Here is a 22,314-nt window from a genome sequence, read left to right as displayed (position 1 = left end):
CGGCGACTGGCTGCCGGAGAGCATGGACTTTAGCGACTTAGAAACGGAAGCAGAACTATGAGTGATGAGACTCCCGAGGTAACCGGGGACGAGACTCCCCTGGCCGGGACCGCACTGACAGACCGGGTTGAGCAGATTGACCTGCAGACCGAGATGCAGCGCTCCTACCTTGACTACGCCATGGCCGTCATTGTCGGGCGCGCGCTGCCCGATGTGCGGGACGGACTGAAGCCCGTGCACCGCCGCGTGCTCTACGCGATGTTCGACGGCGGCTACCGCCCGGACCGCTCCTTCAACAAGTGCGCCCGCGTGGTCGGCGAGGTCATGGGCCAGTACCACCCGCACGGCGACTCGGCGATCTACGACGCCCTGGTCCGCCTGATCCAGGACTGGACCATGCGCTACCCGCTGGCCCTGGGCCAGGGTAACTTCGGCTCCCCGGGTAACGACGGCGCTGCGGCACCCCGTTACACGGAAACCAAGATGGCTCCGCTGGCCATGGAGATGGTCCGCGACATCGACGAGGAAACCGTCGATTTCCAGGACAACTACGACGGCCGCAACCAGGAACCCACCATCCTGCCGTCCCGGTTCCCGAACCTCCTGGTCAACGGTTCCTCCGGCATTGCCGTGGGCATGGCCACCAACATCCCGCCGCACAACCTGCGGGAAGTTGTCGACGGCGTCCAGTGGTACCTGCAGAACCCCGATGCCCCGAACGACGAACTGCTCGAAGAGCTGATCCGCCGCGTCAAGGGCCCCGACTTCCCCACCGGCGCGCAGATCCTGGGCCACAAGGGTATCGAGGACGCCTACCGGACCGGACGCGGCTCCATCACCATGCGCGCAGTGGTCAACGTGGAGGAACTCCAGGGCCGCACCTGCCTGGTGGTTACTGAACTTCCCTACCAGGCCAACCCGGACAACCTGGCAGTGAAGATTGCCGAGTTGGTCAAGGACGGCAAGATCACCGGCATCGCCGACATGCGCGACGAAACCTCCGGCCGCACCGGCCAGCGCCTGGTGATCGTGCTCAAGCGCGATGCCGTCGCCAAGGTGGTCCTGAACAACCTGTACAAGCACACCCAGCTGCAGGACAACTTCGGTGCCAACATGCTGGCCATTGTGGACGGAGTGCCCCGCACCCTGAGCCTGGACGCCTTCATCCGGCACTGGGTCACCCACCAGCTCGAAGTCATTGTCCGGCGCACCCGGTACCGGCTGCGCAAGGCCGAAGAAGCCGCACACATCCTGCGCGGCCTGCTCAAGGCACTGGACGCACTGGATGAGGTCATTGCCCTCATCCGCCGCTCCGCGACTGTCGAGGACGCACGGAACGGCCTGATGGGCCTGCTGGAAATCGACGAGATCCAGTCCCAGGCCATCCTGGACATGCAGCTGCGCCGCCTGGCAGCCCTGGAACACCGGAAGATCCAGGACCAGCACGCCAAGCTGGAAGCGGAAATCACCGAATACAACGTCATCCTGGCCTCGGACGAACGCCAGCGGCAGATTGTCAGCGAGGAACTGCAGGAAATCGCCGACAAGTACGGCGATGACCGCCGTACCCACATCCTCATGGGCTATGACGGCGACATGAGCATGGAAGACCTCATTCCCGAAGAGGAAATGGTGGTCACCATCACCCGCGGCGGCTACGTCAAGCGCACCCGCAGCGACAACTACCGGCAGCAGGCCCGCGGCGGCAAGGGGATTAAGGGAGCACAGCTGCGCGGCGACGACGTCGTCGAGCACTTCTTCGTCACCACCACGCACCACTGGCTGCTGTTCTTCACCAACCTGGGCCGGGTCTACCGTGCCAAGGCGTATGAACTGGCCGAAGCCGGCCGCGATGCCAAGGGCCAGCATGTGGCAAACCTCCTGGCCTTCCAGCCGGAGGAACGCATTGCCCAGGTCCTGGCGCTGCCCGATTACGACACCGCTCCGTACCTGGTACTCGCCACCAAGCGCGGGCTCGTCAAGAAGACCAGGCTGGCGGATTACGACACCAACCGGTCCGCCGGCGTCATCGCCATTAACCTGCGCGACGGCGACGAACTGGTCTCGGCCCAGCTGGTTTCCGAAACGGATGACCTGATGCTGGTCTCCCGCATGGGCCAGTCGCTGCGCTTCACCGCCACCGACGACGCGCTGCGCCCGATGGGCCGGGCCACCTCCGGCGTCACCGGCATGAAATTCCGCGAAGACGACGAACTGCTGGCGGCCGACGTCGTCACCGAGGACTCATTTGTCTTCACGGTCACCGAGGGCGGCTACGCCAAGCGCACAAGCTCCGATGAATACCGGGTCCAGGGCCGCGGCGGCCTTGGCATCAAGGTCGGCAAGCTCGCGGAGGAACGCGGCCATCTGGTCGGTGCCATGGTGGTCCAGGAAGAAGACGAAGTCCTGGTGGTGATGCAGGGCGGCAAGGTAGTCCGTTCTTCCGTAACCGGCGTGCCGTCCAAGGGACGGGACACGATGGGCGTTATCTTCGCCAAGCCGGACAAGAATGACCGGATCATCGCCGTTGCCCGGAACTCCGAGCGTGACCTCGCCATCGAAGAGGACGCCGAAGGGGCGGACGGAACTTCCGCGGCGGCTCCGGCAGCCGCCGGTTCCGAACCTGTGGAGCCCGCAGGCGATGAAGTACCGTTGTCTACAGACGAAACGGCTGCGCCCGATGCACAGTCAGCACAAGATGGAGGTAGCGAGTGAGCTCGACCAACCCAGGCCCCAGGTCGTCCTCGGGCGGCGGGCCGCGGGTGAAAACCCCCGCCCGCCCCGCCCAGCGTCCTGGAGGGGGTCAGAGCACCTCGGGTAACCGCCAGCCGCTGGTGAAGCCGGCACCGAAGGCCAAGGCCCGCAAGGCCCGGCTGCTGGTCAGCAAGATCGATCCCTGGTCCGTCCTGAAGATGGCGTTCCTGCTGTCGGTGGCACTCGGCGTCGTCACAGTGGTGGCTGCCATCGTGCTGTGGACCGTGCTGGACCTGACCGGCATCTTTGACCGGGTCAACACGCTGCTGGGAGAGATTGCCGGCAGCGAGTCCGGCGGCTTCGACCTCCGCGACTTCGCCTCGCTGGGACAGGTGGTTTCCTTTGCCACCATCATCGCCGTAGTGAACGTCCTGCTGCTGACGGCACTGTCGATGCTCGCGGCCGTGCTGTACAACATCGCCTCCACCCTGGTGGGCGGCATTGGTGTGACGCTTACGGACGACTAGCGTTTTCCGGTTCCGGAGGTGCTTCAACAGCGTCTCCGGGACCGGAAAACAACTCGATTTGGCGCCGGGCCGAAGGTACGGTAAAGTCATATCTCGGCCCGAAGAGGTTCGGGGCGTATAGCTCAGGCGGTTAGAGCGCTTCGCTGATAACGAAGAGGTCCCAGGTTCAAGTCCTGGTACGCCCACGGAACACCTTGCAAAAGGTGGACCACAACGGCAAGGAGGATTCCGTGAAGAAGTTGCTAGCAGTTACGGCAGCAGCGGCTGCAGGAATCTTCGCTTTCAAGAAGTGGCAGGAAACTGCCGCTGAGAAGACCGTTTGGAAGGAATCGACCGACAAGGTCGACTGATCACCAAATAGTCGCACTGGTCATAACACCGGCAACGGTAGGTTATACTGGATAAGTTCTCATTTCGGGGGCATGGCGCAATTGGTAGCGCACCTGCTTTGCAAGCAGGGGGTTCGGGGTTCGAGTCCCCGTGCCTCCACCGAATACAGAAGGTCCCCGCTCTTTGGAGCGGGGACCTTCTGTGTTTCCGGTGCACCCTAGGAACCGGGACTCCGGTAAGACTCCGCACCGTGAAGGGTCCCCGCCGCGGGCGAGGTGGTGCCACGACACTGCACTAGTGTTGGCCTGTGAATGTTTTCCTTGCGGTAGTAGGCGTGCTGGGCGTCTCCGCATCCGGACCCATTATGGCGGCTACCGCAGCTCCCGCCCTGGCCATCGCCTTCTGGCGCAACGCCATCGGTGCCGTGCTGATGGGTACTCCTGCCATAGTGGGGCGGCGGCGGGACTTCGGGCAGCTCACGGCCCGGGACTACAAGTGGACCGCCCTTGCCGCCGTCGCGCTGGCGCTGCACTTCGCCTGCTTTATCACCTCGCTGCAACTGACGTCCGTGGCAGCTGCCACGGCGCTGGTCTGCCTCCAGGCAGGGTGGATCGCGTTGTTCAACGTCCTGCGGGGCATCAGTGTCCCGCCGGCGGTCCTGGCGGGCCTGGCGGCTGCATTCGCCGGCGTGCTGGTGATTTCGGGGTTCGACCTGGGGCTGTCGCAGGAGGCCCTTATCGGCGACGTGCTGGCAGTGGCCGGCGGTGCCCTTGCCGGCGTCTACACCGTTGCCGGCGGGAAGGCGCGGGAATCGATGTCCACCGGCACCTATACAACCCTCTGCTACGGCGCGTGTGCCGTTCTCCTTCTGGCCTTGTGCGCCGCCTTCCGGCAGCCGGTCGTCGGGTTCCCGCCAGCGGCATGGCTGGGAATCCTCGCAGTGACCGTTGTGGCCCAGATGCTGGGCCATACGGTGTTCAACCACCTGCTGGCGGTGATCAGCCCGCTGGTGGTGTCCATGATCATCCTGCTCGAGATCCCGGGCGCGGCCATTCTGGCAGCCGTCTTCCTGCACGAGCAGCTTCCTGCCGGCACGTATGCAGGCCTGGCGCTGATCCTCGCCGGACTGACAGTGGTTGTCGCAGGGCAAGGCAGGTTCCGCAGACAAGCCGGCCAGGGCGCACGGCCGGTATCTCCCGCTCCGCCTGCCCTGGGCGGAGACGAACTGTAGGTAGGTTCCAAACATAGAAGGAGGGCTCCGCCACAGGCGGAGCCCTCCTTCTATTCGTCCCGGTACGGTCTCGCGCCCGGACGGGTATTGCTACTTGCCGGTGTTGTTCTCCGAATGGGCGCCGGAGGGCTTTGCAGCCTTGGCGTCGCCGGCGGCATCCTTGCTGTGCTTGCCGGCATCGGAGGCCTTCTCGCCGGAACGGGCCGCAGCGCGCTCGGCTGCTTCCTTGATGCTGGCGACGGTCTCCGCAGTGTCGGAGGGAGCAGGTGCAGCGGCGTCCGTGGCCTTCGCAGCGGGCTTGGCTGCCGGCGTCGGCTTGGGTACCTCAACGACGGGCGTGGCGGCCTCGGCCGGCTTGGCCGTTGCAGCGGAGGAAGTACCGGTGCTGGCAGGAGCCGTTGCCGGGGTGGTGGCTGCCGGCTTGGGAGCGGCACCGGTGGTGGCTGCAGGCTTGGGAGCCGGCGTCTTCCACGGATCCTCGACCGGGCGGGAAGCGCGCCAGGCGGCTACGCCGGCCGTCATTGCCGCGGCAATGATGCCGAAGACCAGCCAGCCCTTGCTGCCGCCCTTCTGGTTCTTGCGGGCTTCCTTGGCAGCCTGTGCAGCGGCCTTCTGCGCCCGCTTCAGCGCCTTCTTGTTACCGGTGACCTTCGCTACGGCCGTCTGGACGGGCACGTTGGCCGCGGTCAGGCTGCGCGAAACGTTGTCTGCTGCCACCCCGATGCGCGTGGACAGGGCGGGAATGTAACCGTCAACAACCCGGTCCTTGGCCGTGTTCAGCGCCGGCGTGGCACGGTCCAGGGTGCTCTGGATGCGCGGAGCGGCTTCGTCCACTGCGTGGCTGATGCGCGGTCCAACCTTTTCGAGCCCGCCCTGAATGCGCGGTGTCACGGTAGCTACGCCCTGTGCGATTTCGTCAGCGGCGCGCTTGATGCCGTCCTGGATCTTCGGCGATGCGGTCTCGATCCCCTTCTCAATGCGCGGAACGGCCCAGCCCTTGGCTGCGTCGACCTTGGGTGTAGCCCAATCGCGGGCAGTCACGATGCCTGCTGCGACGTTGGCTTCGAGATCATGGGTGATGCGGTCCTTCTTCAAAACTACCTCCCGGGATAGTTGTCGTTTCAGCCTTAGCCTACGTGTTCCGGCGGGTCTCTGCTATCGAGGGCCCGGACAGGGCGCGGTTTTCACTGTGCGCTGAACACGGCTGATTCCGCCCACGCGTAGAAGTGCCGTGGAACAATGTCCTTATGACTGCTATTCCTACAGCAAAAGCAACCATCCACACTTCCATGGGTGACATCAGTGTCAACCTCTTCGGAAACCACGCCCCCAAGACGGTCAAGAACTTCGTGGGCCTGGCTACCGGCGAAATCGAATGGACCGATCCGGCGACGGGCGAAAAGACCACCCGTCCGCTTTACGACGGAACCATCTTCCACCGCATCATCAAGGACTTCATGATCCAGGGCGGTGACCCCCTGGGCCGCGGCACCGGCGGTCCGGGCTACCAGTTCGACGACGAGATCAACCCCGATCTGGATTTCTCCGCCCCGTACAAGCTGGCCATGGCCAACGCAGGCGTCCAGATGGGCCGCGGCACCAACGGCTCGCAGTTCTTCATCACCTCCGTGCCGACCACGTGGCTGCAGGGCAAGCACACCATCTTCGGTGAGGTTGCCGACGACGAGTCGCGCGCACTGGTTGACCAGCTCAACTCGGTTTCCACGGACGGACGCGACAAGCCGACCGAAGACGTGGTTATCAACAGCATTACCGTCGAACAGCTCTAGTCTGTTCGAAGGTGCCCCGGCCGGACTCTCCGGCCGGGGCCTTTCTTCAATCCGGGAGTCCCAGCAATGTCATATGGTGTGCCGGCCGAGGTGCCGGCTTCGCAGGTGCCCGTGTGTCCCCGCCATCCGGACCGGGTCAGCTATATCCGGTGCCAGCGCTGCGGGCGCCCGGCCTGCCCCGAGTGCCAGCAGAACGCCGCCGTAGGCGTCCAGTGCGTGGACTGCTACAACCAGCAGCGCAAGGCCCAGCCGGCCTACCGGACGCCCTTTGGAGGACGCGCTGCCCCGAACGGTAAACCGGTGGTGACCATCACCATCATGGCGGTCTGTGCCGTGGCCTACGTGCTGCAGCTCATGCTGCCGGAATTCACGCGGACCTTCTTCTACGCACCCGTGCTGACGGATTACCAGCCGTGGCGCCTGCTGACTTCGGCCTTCCTGCATTCCCAGGGCAGCCCCATCCATATTGCCTTCAACCTCTATGCCCTATGGTTCCTGGGCCGCAGCCTGGAACCCCTGTTCGGGCGCGGACGGTTCGCCTTGCTGTACCTGATCTCCGCGCTGGGCGGCTCCGTGGGCGTGATGTACCTGGCGGACCCCGCCGTGGCGGTTGTGGGCGCCTCAGGTGCGGTCTTCGGGCTCTTCGGTGCCTTGTTCGTCGTGATCCGGCAGCGGCGCGGGGAGCTGCGTTCGCTGCTCATCCTGCTGGCGGTAAACCTGGTCCTTGGCTTCGTGGTTCCCGGGATCGCCTGGCAGGCCCACGTAGGCGGCCTGCTGACCGGTGCAGCCTGTGCAGCCATCCTGGCGTATACGCCCCGGGGGAAGCACCGTACGGCCATCCAGTTTGCCGGCCTGGCCGGGGTCGTGCTGGTTCTGGTCGCGGTGGCTGTGTTCTGGCAGCCCCCGGTGGAGATTCTCCCCGGCTAGCCTCACGGGACGCCCCTGGAGGATCGAACCCTGTGCCCGCCGTCCTTGACGGCGGGCACAGGTCTTTAATGCTGGCCGTCGGCCCGGAGGTGCCGGTCCTGGGCGGTCCGCCGCAGCGCAGCTGCCAGGATCCGCAGATCCGCAAAGTTATCCACAGGAATACCCACAGTGTTAATAACCTACAACGATGTAGTTTTGGACCCGGACCGACGATCCACAGGGTTATCCATAGGCTGTGGAGACTTACACACATGTAATTCCACAGGTGTGGATAACCTCCTTCCCTTTGTTTGCAAGGAAGTTGGCAAAGTAACCCACAGAGTTTCCCACACCTGTGGATAACTCCGTGCACAACCTGTGAACAACGTGGAAAACCGGGGATAGCCGCTGTCGGGGCAAACAAAAAGGCTTCCCGGTGCCGAAACGGCACGGGGAAGCCCGGGGCAGGGACGCGGGGGCGGTCAGCGCCAGCGCGTCGTCATCAGGAAGCCCACTATTGCGATGCCGAAGCCCACCAGGATGTTACTGGCTCCGAACGAAGGCACCGGGTACTGCCCCTGGGTGATGTAGTAAGTAATGATCCAAAGCAGACCGAGGATCATCAGGCCGAACATGACCGGTTTGTACCAGACGGGGTTTTCCTTGGGCGTCGACACAGTCTGGGCCGGGGCGGCGGGGCGGGAAGGCTTCTTGCGGGATTTGGACTCAGGCACGGATCCTCCTAGCGGAACCGGCTCTGCAGACGCCGGTGGTTGTAGTCATGGGCTGGGACAACCGCGGCCCGGAGAGAAGTCTCCTTCAACGCACAGACCTGTTAGGGTCATCCCTATTCTGATTATCCTAGCGAATTCCGCGGCCGATCTGTCCGGGGTTCCCTGAGGCCGTGAAATACCGGTACCAGCTCAAGGAGAACGTTGGCTGAGCCACCCGTCACCACCATGCCGCACCGACGCAGGCGCAGCGCTTCCCCACGCCGTGCAGGAGGGAAGGGCCGGATGGCCGTCCAGGTGGCCGGAGAGCTCCTGATAACCCTGGGGATCATCCTGGCGCTGTTTGTGGCGTGGCAGCTCTGGTGGACAAACATTGATTCGAACCGGGCCCAGCAGAAGGCCATTGACGGGCTGTTTGAGGGCTTTGACCTCCCGGCAGCGCCGGCGCCGGCATCCTCGCCCCAGGACTTCGGGGAACCGGTGGTTATGGACCCTTTGAGCGAGGAAGGGGAGACATTCGCCGTCGTCTACGTGCCGCGGTTCGGGGAGGATTACGCTGCTCCGGTGACCAGCGGCGTCGGAACGGCCGTGCTGGATAACCTGGGGCTGGGACATTACCCCGCCACCGCGATGCCCGGGGCCGTGGGCAACTTCGCCGTCGCCGGCCACCGGCAGACCCACGGCAAGGCACTGGACCCTATCCACACCCTCGTGCCCGGAGACCACATCTACGTTCAGACAGCCCAGGGGTATTACGACTATGTCTACCGCAATACCCAGATAGTGCTGCCGGACCGGGTTGATGTGCTCGCGCCCGTCCCCACGGACCCCGCGGCCGTCCCCAGCGAAAGGTTCCTTACCCTCACCAGCTGCAACCCGCGCTTCGGTTCGCAGGAACGCATTATTGCGTATGCACTGCTGGACTCGTGGCAGCCCTTATCCGCGGGGCCGCCCGCGGCCGTTGCCGACGTCGTCGCCGCCAATGCCTCCGGAGGTCGCTAAAATGTACGGATGGTTGTTCCGGCACCTTCCCGGACCCTTGTGGTTCCGGATCCTTCTCTCCGCGGTGCTGATTGCCGCGGCAGTGCTGGCCCTGATGGAGTATGTCTTCCCCTGGCTTGCCGAAACCAGCTTCCTTCCCTCTTTGACGGACTCAACGATTGGCGGTTCCTAGCATCATGAGCACCCGGATTCTGGTGGTCGATAACTACGACAGCTTTGTTTATACGCTGGTGGGCTACCTTCAGGAACTCGGGGCGGAAACCACGGTGATCCGCAATGACGACCTAAGCGTCGAGGCAGCGATCGAGCTGGCTGCCGCCCATGACGGAGTGCTGGTTTCGCCGGGTCCGGGTACGCCGGGCGAAGCCGGAGTCTCGGTGGACCTGATCCGCTGGTGCGGCGCCAACGCTACCCCCATGCTGGGAATCTGCCTGGGCCATCAGGCGCTGGCAGAAGCCTACGGGGGCACGGTCACACACGCGCCCGAGCTGATGCACGGGAAGACCTCGCTCGTGGAACACGGGGGCGGGGACGTTTTTGCGGGACTGCCCAGCCCGCTGACCGCCACCCGCTACCATTCACTGGCTGCCGTTGCCGACAGCATTCCCTCCGAGCTGCGGGTCACGGCCCGGACCGCCAGCGGAATCATCATGGGCCTGCAGCATGCGTCAGCGCCGCTGTCCGGAGTACAGTTCCACCCCGAGTCCGTACTCACCGAGGGTGGCTACCAAATGCTGGGCAACTGGCTCGAGTCAGCCGGGCTGACCGGAGCGGCCGCCCACGCAGCCACCCTGAGCCCGCTGATCACGAGCGCAGCACAGGCAGCCGGACAGCCAGCGCCCGCCCGGGCCTAGTCCGGCCTAGCGCCGTCCCGGCGTGGTGCTTGGCGTACTGGACGGCGACGCGCTAGGTGTCGGGGTAGGAGTCGGAGCCGGTTCCTTGGCCACCGACAGGATCACGGAACTGCCCTGAGCCACGTTCGTGCCGCTGGGAACACTCTGACTGATGACCGTGCCGGGTGCGGCTGCGGCGTCTTCGACCTCAACCACTTTGGGTGCCAGCAGGAGTGTCGGATGGACCAGTGTCACTTTTGCCTGGTCCGCCGTCATACCTATCAGGTTCGGAACCGTTACCTGCCCGGTGGAGATCACAATGTTCACTTCGCTGCCCGCCGGAACTGTCTCGCCAATGGCCGGCTCGGTGCCGAGGACGCGCCCGTCCTCCATGGTGGGGCTGTTGCCTGCGATCGTGGCCCCGCCCTTAAGGCCGAGCCCGCGAAGCTCGTCACGGGCTCCGGATTCCGTCATTCCGACCAGGTCCTGGGGAATGGATACGCTGGAAGGCCCCTTTGAGATGTAGAGCGTGATGCCCTCATCCTTGGGAACATCCGCGCCGCCCGCCGGGGTGGTGCGGATCGCCAGATCCTCGGCCACGGTGTTGCTGAATTCCTCGGTGATCCTTGGCGGCTGGAAACCGGCACTGATGATGGCGTTCATGGCATCGGTCTGCGACTGTCCCTCGATCTGGGGCACAGTGGCCGTAACAGGGGCGGGGGGTTCGGCATTGAGCATGTTCCAGCCGACAAATCCGCCGACGGCGAGAACAAGGGCCACCAGGACGGCAAAGACCGTAATCCATGCCCGCCGGCGGGCTTTTTGCCGGGGCTCGCGGTCTCCCGTGGTGCCGATGTTCAGGGCTGAGTGGTCCTCGTCCTCATCGGGGCTGTCTTCGGTGAGCGAGCCGCCGGCAAGGACCTTGGCCATGGCGCGTGTGCGCGGTTCGTCCCCGGGAGATGATTCCATGGCGGATGTTGCAGGCGCCGCGGGACCGGGAACGGCGATCGCCTGCGTGGCAGCCGTGACCGGGCCGCCGTCGCGAGCTGACAGGAGAGCCTCCCGAAATTCCCGGGCGGTCTGATAACGGTGGTCGCGGTCCTTGGCCAGCCCGCGTTTCAAAACATCGTCCAGGGCGGCGGGAATTTCAGGGTTCAGGCTGCTGGCCGTGACCGGCTGTTCACGGACATGCTGGTAGGCCACGGAAACGGGGCTATCCCCGATGAACGGAGGCCTGCCGGTGAGCAGTTCAAACAACAGGCAGGCGGCGGAGTAAAGGTCGCTGCGGGCGTCGACGGTTTCGCCGCGGGCCTGCTCGGGGGAGAGATACTGGGCAGTCCCGACAACGGCCTGCGTCTGGGTCATGGTCGCGGCTGAATCCGCCATGGCGCGCGCGATGCCGAAGTCCATGACCTTTACACCGCCGTCGGCCGTCACCATGACGTTGGCCGGCTTGATGTCCCGGTGGACGATTCCCGAGCGGTGGCTGTAATCCAGGGCCGCGAGGACCCCGAGGGAATAGTCGATGGACTTTTCGATGGTGAGCTCGTCGGCCTTGAGCAGGTCACGCAGGGTCCGGCCGGGGACGTACTCCATCACGATGTACGGGAGCCGCACATCGTCGCGCGGCGAGGCTGACTCCTGGTCCCCGGTGTCATATACGGACACCACTGAGGGGTGGTTCAAACCGGCCACCGCCCGCGCCTCGCGTCGGAAACGGGACTGGAACAACGGGTCCCGGGCCAGGTCAGGACGCAGCACCTTGATGGCCACGGTCCGGCCCAGGCGAATATCCCGCCCAAGGTAAACGTCGGCCATCCCACCGCGTCCGATCAGTTCACCGACCTCGTACCGCCCGTTCAGGACGTTGTCGGTGTTGAGGGTGGGCTGCCCCCGGAGGAATTCTGCGCTCATGGTCTCTTAGTTACTGCCTGTAGGTCCGGTCATGCTGGCGCCGCCGGACTGGTCCAGCTCGGTGCTGGTGCCGGTGTTGTTCCTGGTGCCGACCCCGTTTGTTCCGGTGGGTGCCTCCGTTGCGGGAGGCGGGGTGGTCTGAGTCGGAGCCGGGGCTGCTTCGGCAGTGTAGTAGGTGACGGACGAACCCTGCGGCACAGTGGAGCCTTCCGTGGGATTGACCCCCACGACGGTGCCCGGTGCTGCATTGGACTGCTGGGTGCCGCCGTTAACCGGCACCAGGCCTGCATCGACGATGCTCTGCCGGGCGGCCGCTTCCGGCTGTCCCGTCAGGGCAGGAACCGAGGCGAGTTCCGGGCCGGTCGAGTAGGTAATGGTGACGGCATCTCCGCGCTCCAGTGAACCCGACGGGTTGATCTCGATAACGATTCCTTCCGGGACGCTGGCATCAGAGACCGGGAGCCGCTGCACCTGGAGGCCCAAAGCGACCAACTCCCCGTACACGTCATTGACGGGCCTGCCGGCATAGGCAGCAGAATCGACAACGATCTCCCTGGGGGTCTCCGACGGGGTCTCCGCGGGTGTCTCAGAGGGGGTAGCCGACGGGGTTTTGGACGGGCTCTTGGACGGTGTGGCACTCTTCGACGGGCTGGCAGCTGAGGAGCTTGCGGCAGGAGCCGGATCCCCATCACCCGCGGTGAGCACAAAGAAGGCCACGACGCCGGCAAGAATCAGTACGAGCAGTGCGATCAGCGGGATAGTCCAGGGGCTGCGGCGCTTTTCCTCTTCGACGTCCGCCGGAGCGCCGTCGTCGTAATCGCCATCGTCTTCGTCGGTCCACTCACGGGACGCGGCCAGCTCACCCGTGCGGACGTCGTCGGCCGCAACCGATGCGCCGGCAACAGTGGGCAGGGCCGACGTCGACGGCGAGGTGTCCACGACACGGGTGACGGAAGTACCGGTGGTGGGTACCGGAGCCGTGACCGCACCGGCGGAGGAACCGAAGAGCAGCATGCCGGGAACGGCTTCCTGCGCTGCGCTGATGTCTCCGCGGCGGATGGCGGCGACGGCCAGGGCCAGCGACTCGGCATCCGCCGGGCGGTCCGCCGGATCCTTTGCCAGCATGGACATGATCAGGGCACGCACCGGTTCCGGAATGGTTTCCGGCAGCGGCGGCGGTGTGTCGTTGACCTGTGCCAGGGCAATCGCGATCTGGGATTCGCCGGAGAAGGGACGGCGGCCGGCCAGGAGTTCGTAGCCAATGACACCAAGCGCGTAGATGTCGCTGGAACCCGTGGCCTGCTGTCCCGTGGCCTGTTCCGGAGCCAGGTACTGGGCGGTGCCCATGACCTGTCCGGTGGCGGTCAGCGGCACCTGGTCGGCGATGCGGGCAATCCCGAAGTCGGTGATCTTGACCTTGCCGTCGGGCATGATGAGCAGGTTGCCCGGCTTGACGTCCCGGTGCACCAGGCCCTGGTTGTGAGCTACGGCCAGCGCGGTGGCGACCTGGCCGATGATCGACAGGGTGCGGTCCGGCGAGAGCACCTTGTCGCGCTCAATGATGGTGGACAGCGGCTGGCCCGGAACGAGTTCCATGACCAGGTACGCGGAACCGTCCTCTTCGCCGTAGTCGAAGACATTGGCAATACCGGGGTGGTTGAGCAGCGCGGTGTGCCGGGCCTCCGCCCGGAAGCGGTTAAGGAAGCCCGGGTCCCCGGTGTACTCCTCCTTGAGGATCTTGATGGCAACAATGCGGCCCAGGACAAGGTCCCGTGCCTTCCAGACCTCGCCCATACCGCCAATGGCAATACGGTCGGTCAGCTGGAATCTGCCGCCTAAGGTGATACCCGATGTAGGCCTCACTTATTCAACACCGCCTCTAGGAGTTTCTGCGCGCTTGGAGTGGTCAATTGGGCACCGGTAGCCAGATCCACGTCTTCCATAACAACGGAAATGGCCACCTGCGGATCGTCGGCCGGTGCGAAGCCGGTGAACCAGGCATTGTCGCCCCGGCCGTCCACCTGGGCCGTGCCGGTCTTGCCGGCCACCTTGAAGCCGGGGACCTGGGCGGACTGGGCGGAGCCGTTGTCCACGACGCCCACCATCCACTCGGTGAGCTGGCGTGCGGTGTCGGGGCTGACGGAAGTGTTCAGTTCGGTCGGCTTCGGTTCGTCGATCACGGACAAATCGGGAGCGCGGACGCTGCGGACCAGGTTGGGGGTCATCTGCACGCCGTCGTTGGCGATGGCTGCGGAAATCATGGCAACCTCCAGCGGGGTGGCGGTGACGCTGCCCTGGCCGATGGAGGCCAGGGCCAGCTGGGCCTCGTCCTCGTTCTCGGGGAAATGGCTGGCCACGACGTCGTTGGGGATCTTGAGGGGGGTATCGAAACCGAACTTCTTGGCCTGTGCCGCAATATTGTCCTGCCCCAGGTCCAGCGCCACCTGGGCGAAGACGGTATTGCAGGACCAGGCGAGGGCAAAGGCAAAATCGGCCTCGGACTGGGCCGAGCAGGCACCCGTGGTGAAGTTCGGAAGGGAGATGTTGGTTCCCGGGAGCGGGAATTCAGGTGGGTTCGGGATTACGGATTCGGCGTCATACTTGCCCGATTCCAAGGCTGCCGCGGTGTCCACGAGTTTGAATACGGACCCGGGAGCCAACAGGGACTGCGTGGCCGGATTGGTGTACGGCGACAGGCCCGGCTGGGATGTGAGGGCCTCCATGTTGGTGCCGAGCACGGCCGTATCGTGCCCCGCCAGGAGATTGGTGTTATATGAGGGCTTGGAGACCATGGCGAGGATATCGCCCGTCTTCGGGTCCATCACCACGATGGACCCCTTCTGGCCGTCAGGAATGAGATCGTAGGCCAGCTGCTGGAGTTCGGGATCAATGGTCAGTTCCACCGAAGCACCCTGGCTCTGGGCACCGGAGAAGAGCTGGACCAGCTTGTCGTTGAACTGCTGGGAGCTGTTGCCGGAGAGCTCCTCGTTCATGGTCATTTCCAGCTGCGTGGTGTTGTTCAGGTTGAAATACCCGGTCAGATGTGAGTAGAGCTCCGGGCTGTTGTAGACCCGCTGGTAATTGAACTGGTCGTTCGAGGGCACGGACTCCGCAATAGCCTTGCCATCCACGAGGATGGAGCCGCGGGGTTCGCCGAAATCCCGATAGAGTGCCCGGTTGTTGTTCGGGTTGGTGTTGAGCTTCTCAGCGGCGAAAAACTGCACGTAGGTCAGCGAACCGAGAATGAGCACGAACATTGCCAGGGCCACTACCCAGCTGTTACGGATGGCCTGGTTCATTCGACTCCTTCCTTAGGGGAACGCCGGGCACGTGCGGAAGCACCCGAACGGGATTCGGACATGGCAGGAACCATGTCCGTGGCGAGCGGGCCGGTGGGCGCGGGCCTGCGGGCAGCCTCGGAGATCAGCAGCAGCAGCGCCACAATGATCCAGTTGGCCAGCAGGGACGATCCGCCCGCGGACATAAACGGGGTAGTCAGGCCGGTCAGCGGGATCAGGCGCGTGACACCCCCGATAACCACGAAGCACTGTACTGCGATGGTGAAGGACAAGCCGCAGGCCAGCAGTTTGCCGAAGCCGTCCTTCGTGCCGAGGGCGGCACGGAAGCCGCGGGACACCAGCAGGACGTACATGAGGACAATCGCGAAGATGCCGATCAGGCCCAGTTCCTCGCCGAGGGCGGCAATAATCATATCGCTGTTCGCGAAGGTCACGAGGTCCGGACGGCCCTGTCCCAGGCCGGTGCCGGTCAGCCCGCCGCTGGCAAGGCCGAAGAGGCCCTGCACCACCTGATAGCTGCCGCCGGTGCCGTTGTAGACCTCGGGGTCGAATGCGTTGAGCCAGCCGTGGATGCGCTGCTCCACATGGCTGAACAGCTGCAGTGCCACGAACCCGCCCGCGGCAATCAGCCCAAGCCCAATCAGGACCCAGCTCACCCGGCTGGTGGCCACGTAAATCATCGCCATGAACAGTCCGAAGAACAGGATCGATGACCCAAGGTCCCGCTGGAACACCAGCACCCCGATGCTCACCAGCCAGGCGGCGAGCATGGGACCCAGGTCCTGCATGCGCGGAAGCTGCAGCGGTCCCACTTTGCGGCCTGCCAGCAGAATGAGGTCACGGTTGGTGGATAGATACCCCGCGAAGAATATAGCCAGGGTGATCTTGGCGATTTCCCCGGGCTGGAACGTGCCGATGCCGACATTGATCCAGATCCGGGCGCCATTGATGGTCAAGCCCAGCGGGGTGAGCGGGAGTAGCAGCAGGATGGCGCTGACAATAAGGGAGATATAGGTGTAGCGGCGGAGGATCCGGTGGTCCTTGATGACAAACAGCACCGCGATGCCCGCGGCCACGGCCACGGTGCTCCACAGCAGCTGTTTGTCCGCAGCATCGTCACCGTTGGTGATGTCCAGGCGGTGGATCATCGCCAGGCCGATGCCGTTCAGGGCAGTGACGATCGGAAGTATGACCGGATCGGCATATTTTGCCCGGAAGCGCAGCACGATATGGAAAATGACAACCAGGGCCATCAGGGTGCCGCCCTGCACCCAGAAGTCCGAATCGAAGGCCCGGTCTTCGTCGAGGCCGACAATCATGTTGGCGCCCACGCCGACCAAAAGGGCAACGAGGAGCAGGAGTGCCTCAATATTCCGGCGCGGCTTGGGCACGGTGAGGACATCGGACATTACTGCTCACCTCCACAGGCGTTGTTCGCCTCGGCGCGCGGGGTGGCCGACCCCTGAGTGGCCGACCCCGGGGTCGGAGAGGCACTTGGCTCCACCGGCGGGCACAATACGGCCTTGGCAGTATCCCGGAGCTCGGTGACGATCTCCTCGGCATGGCCGAGGTCGCGTGCCGGAAGGGTGTCTTCGACCCGGTTGCGGTGATATTCGGAGAGGCTGTCGACCGGAATATCGGAAATGTCCGTGACGTGGGAGAGGCGGATCGGGCCCAGGGTCTGGGAGACGCCGTTGTAGATGGCGACCCGGTTGTCGTAGGACCCGACGTAGTAGCGGGTCTGCGTCCAGGTGTAGCCCAGCCACACGGCGACGGCCAGCAGGAGGGCAACCACGGTCAGGAAGGCAGGCAGCAGCCAGCGCTTCCAGCCGGTCCGGGGCCGGTCCGCAGCCGGATCCTCCTCGGGCAGGCCGGTTTCCGCCTTGTGCGTGAGCATGCGCGCAGCACGACGTTCTGCGGAACGCTTCGTGACGATGGGGATTTCACCGGTTTCGGTGGCCAGGGAAGCCGCGCCAACCAGCACGTGAGGACGGGAAGCCAGATCCTGGCGGATCAACTGGGCACGTTCACGTTCATTCTCGGCGTCATCGGCATCATCCGCGGCGGCAGGATTCTCCGTGCCGTCCCGGGCCGTGCCTTCTTCTGTTTCCGGCGGTGCCGCAGCTGCCACTGCAGCCTTGCGGTATTCGTTCTCCCCCGAGGGTACTTCGGAGAGCGGCGCGGTGGCCTGTGCCGAGCCGGCGTCGAGGTCCTCATCGACTTCGATGACCGCCACCGTGACGTTGTCCGGTGAGCCGCCGGCCAGGGTCAGTTCAACCAGGGTGTCTACGCACTCCTGCAGGTTCGGGGTGCTGCGGAGGACACTCTCGATATCGGAGTCCCGCAGGACGGCCGTGAGCCCGTCGGAACATAGCAGCCAGCGTTCCCCCGGCTCGACGTCGAAAGTAGCCAGGTCCAGCTCGGGGCTGGCATCCACATCGCCGAGCACGCGCATCAGGACGTTCTTGTGCGGGTGGACTTCGGCCTCTTCGGGCCGCAGCCGTCCTTCATCGATAAGCCGCTGCACGAACGTGTGGTCAATGCTGATCTGCTCGAACCGGCCGTCTTTGAGCCGGTACGCGCGGGAGTCGCCGATGTGTGCCAGTGCCAGCTGCTGCTCGTGCAGCAGCAGTGCAGTAACGGTGGTTCCCATGCCGGAAAGCTGGGGGCTGGTGGTCACCAGTTCGGACAGAAGTGAATTAGCCGCCTGGATTTCGTCAGCCAGAACGGTCAGGGCCTCGGTCCCGTGGACGTTGCTGTCCAGGTGGACCAGATCGAGCACGGTCGAAGCGGAGGCTACGTTGCCTCCGGCGTGGCCGCCCATGCCGTCGGCAACCACGGCAAGGTATCGGCCAACGTAAGCGGAGTCGTCATTCTTGAAACGAACCATTCCAACATCGGACCGTGCCGCATATCGAAGTACCAGGGCCACTGTCAGGGCCTCAACTCAATGACCGTCTTACCGATGCGGATGGGGACACCGGGTTCGACGGGCAGTGCCCGGGTAAGTTGGCTTCCACCGAGATAGGTTCCGTTGGTGGAGCCGAGGTCCTCAATGAACCAGCGGCTGCCCTGGGGGAACAGGCGTGCGTGGCGGCCGGAGGCGTAATCGTCCTCCAGGACGAGTGTTGCTTCCTGTGCCCGCCCAAGCAGGATGGGGCTGGCGGCCAGATCCAGGGTGGTGCCGCGCAGCGGGCCTTCTGTGACTACAAGTTCCCGCGGCGCGGCTTTGCTGGGTGCCGGCGCACGCTTTTCGAGGGTGGGGTCCTTACGGATCTGGCGGGCCGTAGGAGTCCCGGTACGGTTACGGCTGCCAACGGCGAGGTCGCGTCGAATGGCGCCGACTACGCTGACCACCATGATCCACAACAGGATCAGGAAGCCGTAGCGCAGGAGTGTTTCAGTCAGTTCGCTGAGCACTAACGTCCCCCGGTCCGGACGGGCAGCAGCCGAAAGACAATTCGGGTGCGCCCCATGGCAATTGTGGATCCGTCGGTAAGCACTGCTTCACCTTGAACTTTCTGACCGTTAACGAAGCTGCCGTTGGTGGACCCCAGATCGATGGCTCGGCTGGCTCCGTTCTCGGTGCGGATCTCCAGATGACGGCGGGAAACGCCTGTGTCGTCCACCAGGATGTCGGCTTCGGAGGAGCGTCCCAGGACCACTGAGGGTGCATTAAGGGTGTAGCGCTGGCCGTCCACGTCCAGGACGGGCTGCATCCGGGCCGAAGGGCCCTGCCTCGGAGTCGGCGGGGAAGGGACCCGGGACTGCCCTGAAGGGGATTTCTCGGTGGACGAATCCACTTCGAGTACCCCTGCCTTAAGCGAGGAATCCCGGGTAAACGAGACCCGCACCGGTCCCTGGAGCGTGTAGGACTGGCTGCGTGCGTGCTTGATGACGACGTCGCACAGTTCTTCAGCCAGGGGTGCGCCCCACTTCTGCGCCTGCGTGAAGTCCGAGGTGGAAAGCCGCACCGTAAAGACATTCGGAGCCAGGGTCCGGCCCTGGCCCAGGACCATGGAGTGCTGGTCCAGTTCCCTGCGGAGCGCGATGGCAAGCTCCAAGGGTTCGACACGGCCGGACGAACCGGTCGCGAATGCACCGCGAACAATCTTTTCAATGCCGCGTTCGACATTGTCGAGTAAGCCCAAGTCCGTCTCCTTCCGTGTCCTGTCCAATGAATTGCTGTGTCTGCCTCACCTGCCACCGACACCGCGTCGCGGGCGGAATTGTCCGCCGGGACTGGTGGATGGCTGGTTCCGGCAGGGCACAGGTACATGCGTCCACTTCGATACTACTGGTGAGCGCAGATAAATGTCTTACCGCGGTCCCGGCGTCGCCCGCGCCGTAGAGCCCCGCGTTCCCGCCGGAAGGCGGACCATGCCGGCCCCGGCCGGGTACGGAGAGCAGCCGGCGTTTCCTTGCAGGAGCGCGGTTTTTCGGCAGCTCCACGAGCCGTTTAGGTGTTTGGCCGAAATGCCGGTATGCTTGATTCTGCTGTTCCCGAGGAAACGCAACGGATGCCGTTGGAGAAGATCGATCTGGATCTTCGAAGATTATCCGCAAAACGTTGCCACGGGAAACCATTTATGCGCGAGTGGCGGAACGGCAGACGCGCTGGCTTCAGGTGCCAGTGTCCGAAAGGGCGTGGGGGTTCAAATCCCCCCTCGCGCACATAGATAGAGAATGACCCCGGCCAGATGGTCCGGGGTCATTCTTTTTTGTCTCCGGGTCCCTGACGGACCCCGCTCCCAGCCCGGCACCAAAGGAGCTGCCGGCTTACGGAGCCCCCTGCATAAGGAAGGGACCGCGCAAAGTATCCGCGCGGTCCCTTCCTTATGCCGGGCCTTCTGGCCCGATGGCTCCCTTAGGCGCCTTCGGCCTTCTTGGCTTCTGCTTCCTTTACGCGCTGGGCTTCGGCACGCACGGCAGCAAAGCTCGCCCGTTCCTCAACCAGCCAGGCCGGCGGCTGGGCCAGCAGGGCCTTGATTTCCTCGGTGGTCAGCGCCTCGGTCATGCCCGCCCGGGTCAGGCCGCCGATGGAGACGTTCAGTTTCTGCGCCACGACGGGGCGCGGGTGCGGGCCGTTGCGGCGCAGCTCGGTGAGCCACTCAGGCGGATTGGACTGCAATTCGTCGAACCGGGCCCGCGAAATAGGCCCGTCCTGGAAGTCCTGCGGCGCTGCGGGCAGGTAGATACCCAGTTTCTTGGCTGCCGTGGCAGGCTTCATGGATTGGGGAGATTTCTCGGTGGTCATATTCCAAGGGTATCCGCCCGCAGTGCCCCCGCCCGGTGGGCTAAGGTGTTCTGATGCCCACAGACACATCAGCACCCCTGCAGGGGGCGACGTCGCGGCCGCTGACCGTGGCTTACGTACCGGGCGTAACGCCGGGCAAATGGATCACCCGCTGGCGGGAACGGCAGGACCGGGAACTGCGGACCTTCCAATGCGAAGAACCCGCGGCGCTGGAGGAACTTGCCTCCGGCCGGGCGGATCTGGCCTTTATCCGTATTCCTGCCGAAGGTTTTGCACGCCCGGACGGCGTGAACATGATTCCGCTTTACGAAGAGCAGCCGGTGGCCGCTGCCTCGAAGGAGCACCCGCTGGCCGCCTTCGATGCAGTTGAGCTTGCGGACCTTGACGGCGAGACCATTCTGGACATCGGCGAAATGGGCGGTGCCGCCGTCGCACTGGAGGTGGCGGCTGCCGGCAGCGGCGTTGTGATCCTGCCCATGTCCGTGGCCCGCCTGCACTCCCGGAAGGACATTGCAGCGCGGCCGGTGAGCGGCGTTCCGGCAACACGGATCGGCATTGCCTGGCTGCAGGAGCGGGACGACGCCGAGATTGAAGAGTTCATCGGCGTGGTGCGCGGACGTACCGCGAACAGCTCCCGCCAGCCTTCCGTCCAGGCCGAGCAGAAGTCCTCGGCGAAAAAGCGGACCAAGGAACGCCAGACCCGGAGCGGGGCCAAACCTGCGGCGAAGTCCTCAGGACGTCCCGGGGGCAAGGGCAAAGGCGCCGGCAAGAGCGGCAAACCGCGCCGCAGCCGCTGAATCACCGGCAGTTGAGTCACCGGTAGCAGCACTGCTGACACCGCCCGGGGCCGGGGGTACCCTTTGGCGGATGCGGATCAAAATGAGCGGCATCCACGTGGTTGACCCGGAGCGTGCCTACGGGTTCTATACCGGCACCCTTGGCCTGGAACCCCTGATGGCCATGCCCGAATACAACTTGTTCATCGTCTGCTCACCCGAGGACCCGGGCGGACCCGGGCTGCTGCTCGAACCCAGCGACAATCCGGTTGCGGAAGCCTACCGGGCGGGGTTGTACGCACAGCATCTCCCGGTACTGGTGCTTGGTGTCCGGGACGTGCAGGCGGAGTACGACCGGCTCAGCGGCCTGGGGGTGGAGTTCATCGGCGAACCGACCCTGGATGCAATGGGTGCGCAGGCTGTTTTCGACGATGGCTGCGGCAACTACATCCAGCTACACCAGGACTGAACAGGCCATGTTGCTGCCCTGACCCGCCCGCAGCATGGGCAGTCCTCCCCATTGCCTTTACGCCAGATGCCGGTAAGTTGTTGCGCCGGCACGGGTGTTGTTCCGGCGCAACAAATCGGCGGGGGACGATGGGACCAACGGCCATATCCGGCTTCAACATAGATGTCGCGGGCTGTTCCGGCTGAGGGCTGAGGCACACCGCAACGGGGCAGAAAGCGTCGCGGAAGTGTGGATCGGAGAGGATCTGGGCTTTGGTATCGGCAGGTCCTTCGTTCTACGGTTCGTCCCTGCCGGGGGAGGGCAGGCGTGAACTGCGGTTGCTGAAATCCACCGATGCGGCATTGATCCTGGCTTCATGGGCGGGGAGGCCGGACACTATTCGGTTATTCCAGCGGACCGGGGCATCCGGCTTGATGCCCAACCCTCATCACTGGTGTGGGACGCCGTCGTCAGGGTAGTCCACACCGCCCTGACGGGAACGGAACTGGACCTGTCAACGGATGTTCCGTCCGCGTGGCTGTATGCCCGCAAAGAATCCGGCCGCGGCTAATCTCC

At 64.5% G+C, this 22,314-nt stretch carries 22 protein-coding genes and 3 tRNA genes; 15 read left to right on the top strand and 10 right to left on the bottom strand.

Going from position 1 to position 22,314, the window contains the following annotated elements:
- The first annotated feature begins 57 nt into the window (after nt 1-57).
- From gyrA to LOC60_RS11695, 6 genes are all read left to right on the top strand, one after another.
- Nucleotides 58-2,715 (top strand): DNA gyrase subunit A, encoded by a 2,658-nt coding sequence (gyrA, locus tag LOC60_RS11720; protein ID WP_230025347.1) that lies wholly within the window; start codon nt 58-60, stop codon nt 2,713-2,715.
- The gene (locus tag LOC60_RS11715) at nt 2,712-3,221 is read left to right on the top strand and encodes a DUF3566 domain-containing protein (protein ID WP_230025346.1); all 510 of its coding nucleotides are present in this window, start codon (nt 2,712-2,714) and stop codon (nt 3,219-3,221) included. The genes gyrA and LOC60_RS11715 overlap by 4 nt, the downstream gene beginning before the upstream one ends.
- A gap of 111 nt (nt 3,222-3,332) precedes the next feature.
- Nucleotides 3,333-3,406, top strand: a tRNA-Ile gene (locus LOC60_RS11710).
- Between the two features lie 45 nt (nt 3,407-3,451).
- A complete protein-coding gene (locus tag LOC60_RS11705; protein ID WP_230025345.1) occupies nt 3,452-3,571 on the top strand; it encodes a DLW-39 family protein in 120 nt (39 codons plus the stop codon).
- Between the two features lie 66 nt (nt 3,572-3,637).
- Nucleotides 3,638-3,710 (top strand) — tRNA-Ala (locus tag LOC60_RS11700).
- 148 nt (nt 3,711-3,858) lie between these two features.
- The gene (locus LOC60_RS11695) at nt 3,859-4,782 is read left to right on the top strand and encodes a DMT family transporter (protein WP_230025344.1); all 924 of its coding nucleotides are present in this window, start codon (nt 3,859-3,861) and stop codon (nt 4,780-4,782) included.
- 90 nt (nt 4,783-4,872) lie between these two features.
- Here LOC60_RS11695 and LOC60_RS11690 read toward each other — a convergent pair whose 3' ends face one another.
- Nucleotides 4,873-5,877: a hypothetical protein gene (locus LOC60_RS11690; RefSeq protein WP_230025343.1), complete on the bottom strand. Its 1,005-nt coding sequence runs from the start codon at nt 5,875-5,877 to the stop codon at nt 4,873-4,875.
- Between the two features lie 152 nt (nt 5,878-6,029).
- On the opposite strand from LOC60_RS11690, the gene LOC60_RS11685 reads away from it, so the two are divergent.
- Nucleotides 6,030-6,572 carry a peptidylprolyl isomerase gene (locus tag LOC60_RS11685; RefSeq protein ID WP_230025342.1) on the top strand — a complete coding sequence of 181 codons (543 nt, stop codon included), beginning with the start codon at nt 6,030-6,032 and terminating at the stop codon, nt 6,570-6,572.
- Nucleotides 6,573-6,638: 66 nt separating this feature from the next.
- Nucleotides 6,639-7,499, top strand: coding sequence for a rhomboid family intramembrane serine protease (locus tag LOC60_RS11680; protein ID WP_230025341.1), 861 nt, complete (start codon nt 6,639-6,641; stop codon nt 7,497-7,499).
- 461 nt (nt 7,500-7,960) lie between these two features.
- On the opposite strand, the gene LOC60_RS11675 is transcribed toward LOC60_RS11680, so the two are convergent.
- Nucleotides 7,961-8,212 (bottom strand): cell division protein CrgA, encoded by a 252-nt coding sequence (locus tag LOC60_RS11675; RefSeq protein WP_331460813.1) that lies wholly within the window; start codon nt 8,210-8,212, stop codon nt 7,961-7,963.
- Between the two features lie 225 nt (nt 8,213-8,437).
- On the opposite strand from LOC60_RS11675, the gene LOC60_RS11670 reads away from it, so the two are divergent.
- The 3 genes from LOC60_RS11670 to LOC60_RS11660 are packed head-to-tail and all read left to right on the top strand — an operon-like array spanning nt 8,438 to nt 10,065.
- A complete protein-coding gene (locus LOC60_RS11670; RefSeq protein WP_442860414.1) occupies nt 8,438-9,211 on the top strand; it encodes a class E sortase in 774 nt (257 codons plus the stop codon).
- A gap of 1 nt (nt 9,212) precedes the next feature.
- Nucleotides 9,213-9,383, top strand: a complete 171-nt coding sequence (locus LOC60_RS11665) for a hypothetical protein (RefSeq protein WP_230025339.1) — start codon at nt 9,213-9,215, stop codon at nt 9,381-9,383.
- Nucleotide 9,384: 1 nt separating this feature from the next.
- Nucleotides 9,385-10,065 (top strand): aminodeoxychorismate/anthranilate synthase component II, encoded by a 681-nt coding sequence (locus LOC60_RS11660; RefSeq protein ID WP_230025607.1) that lies wholly within the window; start codon nt 9,385-9,387, stop codon nt 10,063-10,065.
- 6 nt (nt 10,066-10,071) lie between these two features.
- Here LOC60_RS11660 and pknB read toward each other — a convergent pair whose 3' ends face one another.
- Genes pknB through LOC60_RS11625 form a run of 7 tightly spaced genes read right to left on the bottom strand, consistent with a single transcriptional unit; the run spans nt 10,072 to nt 19,408 of the window.
- The gene (pknB, locus tag LOC60_RS11655) at nt 10,072-11,958 is read right to left on the bottom strand and encodes a Stk1 family PASTA domain-containing Ser/Thr kinase (protein ID WP_230025338.1); all 1,887 of its coding nucleotides are present in this window, start codon (nt 11,956-11,958) and stop codon (nt 10,072-10,074) included.
- Nucleotides 11,959-11,964: 6 nt separating this feature from the next.
- Entirely contained in the window at nt 11,965-13,821 is a 1,857-nt protein-coding gene (locus tag LOC60_RS11650) for a protein kinase domain-containing protein (protein ID WP_230025337.1), read from the bottom strand.
- A complete protein-coding gene (locus tag LOC60_RS11645; RefSeq protein WP_230025336.1) occupies nt 13,818-15,257 on the bottom strand; it encodes a peptidoglycan D,D-transpeptidase FtsI family protein in 1,440 nt (479 codons plus the stop codon). The genes LOC60_RS11650 and LOC60_RS11645 overlap by 4 nt, the downstream gene beginning before the upstream one ends.
- On the bottom strand, nt 15,254-16,666 hold the full coding sequence (locus LOC60_RS11640) for an FtsW/RodA/SpoVE family cell cycle protein (protein ID WP_230025335.1): 1,413 nt from the start codon (nt 16,664-16,666) through the stop codon (nt 15,254-15,256). Before LOC60_RS11640 ends, LOC60_RS11645 begins: the two co-directional genes overlap by 4 nt.
- Nucleotides 16,666-18,147, bottom strand: a complete 1,482-nt coding sequence (locus LOC60_RS11635) for a PP2C family protein-serine/threonine phosphatase (RefSeq protein WP_230025334.1) — start codon at nt 18,145-18,147, stop codon at nt 16,666-16,668. The genes LOC60_RS11640 and LOC60_RS11635 overlap by 1 nt, the downstream gene beginning before the upstream one ends.
- Before the next feature lie 44 nt (nt 18,148-18,191).
- Nucleotides 18,192-18,677: an FHA domain-containing protein FhaB/FipA gene (locus LOC60_RS11630; RefSeq protein WP_442860411.1), complete on the bottom strand. Its 486-nt coding sequence runs from the start codon at nt 18,675-18,677 to the stop codon at nt 18,192-18,194.
- A complete protein-coding gene (locus LOC60_RS11625; RefSeq protein ID WP_230025333.1) occupies nt 18,677-19,408 on the bottom strand; it encodes an FhaA domain-containing protein in 732 nt (243 codons plus the stop codon). The genes LOC60_RS11630 and LOC60_RS11625 overlap by 1 nt, the downstream gene beginning before the upstream one ends.
- Before the next feature lie 440 nt (nt 19,409-19,848).
- Between LOC60_RS11625 and LOC60_RS11620 the strand changes: the two genes are divergently transcribed.
- Nucleotides 19,849-19,931: transfer RNA gene (locus LOC60_RS11620), tRNA-Leu, on the top strand.
- Nucleotides 19,932-20,124: 193 nt separating this feature from the next.
- Here the strand turns inward: LOC60_RS11620 and LOC60_RS11615 are convergent.
- Nucleotides 20,125-20,487 (bottom strand): DUF5997 family protein, encoded by a 363-nt coding sequence (locus LOC60_RS11615; RefSeq protein ID WP_230025603.1) that lies wholly within the window; start codon nt 20,485-20,487, stop codon nt 20,125-20,127.
- A gap of 80 nt (nt 20,488-20,567) precedes the next feature.
- On the opposite strand from LOC60_RS11615, the gene LOC60_RS11610 reads away from it, so the two are divergent.
- From LOC60_RS11610 to LOC60_RS11600, 3 genes are all read left to right on the top strand, one after another.
- Complete coding sequence (locus tag LOC60_RS11610) at nt 20,568-21,311, top strand: LysR family transcriptional regulator substrate-binding protein (RefSeq protein ID WP_230025331.1); 744 nt, start codon at nt 20,568-20,570, stop codon at nt 21,309-21,311.
- 70 nt (nt 21,312-21,381) lie between these two features.
- Nucleotides 21,382-21,759 carry a VOC family protein gene (locus LOC60_RS11605; protein WP_230025330.1) on the top strand — a complete coding sequence of 126 codons (378 nt, stop codon included), beginning with the start codon at nt 21,382-21,384 and terminating at the stop codon, nt 21,757-21,759.
- Nucleotides 21,760-22,114: 355 nt separating this feature from the next.
- Nucleotides 22,115-22,309 (top strand): hypothetical protein, encoded by a 195-nt coding sequence (locus LOC60_RS11600; RefSeq protein ID WP_230025329.1) that lies wholly within the window; start codon nt 22,115-22,117, stop codon nt 22,307-22,309.
- Nucleotides 22,310-22,314: the final 5 nt, after the last annotated feature.

It is taken from the genome of Arthrobacter sp. zg-Y769 (assembly GCF_020907405.1).
Taxonomy (GTDB): Bacteria; Actinomycetota; Actinomycetes; order Actinomycetales; family Micrococcaceae; genus Arthrobacter_B.
Note: the sequence above shows the minus strand (reverse complement) of the source record. Positions and strands in the feature narration are given on the sequence as shown.

What these genes read in the sequence shown, in the direction of transcription:
- gyrA (WP_230025347.1), top strand. Translation starts at nt 58, where the DNA reads ATGAGTGATGAGACTCCCGAGGTAACCGGGGACGAGACTCCCCTGGCC.
- LOC60_RS11685 (WP_230025342.1), top strand. Translation starts at nt 6,030, where the DNA reads ATGACTGCTATTCCTACAGCAAAAGCAACCATCCACACTTCCATGGGT.
- LOC60_RS11680 (WP_230025341.1), top strand. Translation starts at nt 6,639, where the DNA reads ATGTCATATGGTGTGCCGGCCGAGGTGCCGGCTTCGCAGGTGCCCGTG.
- LOC60_RS11670 (WP_442860414.1), top strand. Translation starts at nt 8,438, where the DNA reads ATGCCGCACCGACGCAGGCGCAGCGCTTCCCCACGCCGTGCAGGAGGG.
- LOC60_RS11665 (WP_230025339.1), top strand. Translation starts at nt 9,213, where the DNA reads ATGTACGGATGGTTGTTCCGGCACCTTCCCGGACCCTTGTGGTTCCGG.
- pknB (WP_230025338.1), bottom strand. Translation starts at nt 11,958, where the DNA reads ATGAGCGCAGAATTCCTCCGGGGGCAGCCCACCCTCAACACCGACAAC.
- LOC60_RS11645 (WP_230025336.1), bottom strand. Translation starts at nt 15,257, where the DNA reads ATGAACCAGGCCATCCGTAACAGCTGGGTAGTGGCCCTGGCAATGTTC.
- LOC60_RS11640 (WP_230025335.1), bottom strand. Translation starts at nt 16,666, where the DNA reads ATGTCCGATGTCCTCACCGTGCCCAAGCCGCGCCGGAATATTGAGGCA.
- LOC60_RS11635 (WP_230025334.1), bottom strand. Translation starts at nt 18,147, where the DNA reads ATGGTTCGTTTCAAGAATGACGACTCCGCTTACGTTGGCCGATACCTT.
- LOC60_RS11615 (WP_230025603.1), bottom strand. Translation starts at nt 20,487, where the DNA reads ATGAAGCCTGCCACGGCAGCCAAGAAACTGGGTATCTACCTGCCCGCA.
- LOC60_RS11610 (WP_230025331.1), top strand. Translation starts at nt 20,568, where the DNA reads ATGCCCACAGACACATCAGCACCCCTGCAGGGGGCGACGTCGCGGCCG.
- LOC60_RS11605 (WP_230025330.1), top strand. Translation starts at nt 21,382, where the DNA reads ATGCGGATCAAAATGAGCGGCATCCACGTGGTTGACCCGGAGCGTGCC.
- LOC60_RS11600 (WP_230025329.1), top strand. Translation starts at nt 22,115, where the DNA reads ATGGGCGGGGAGGCCGGACACTATTCGGTTATTCCAGCGGACCGGGGC.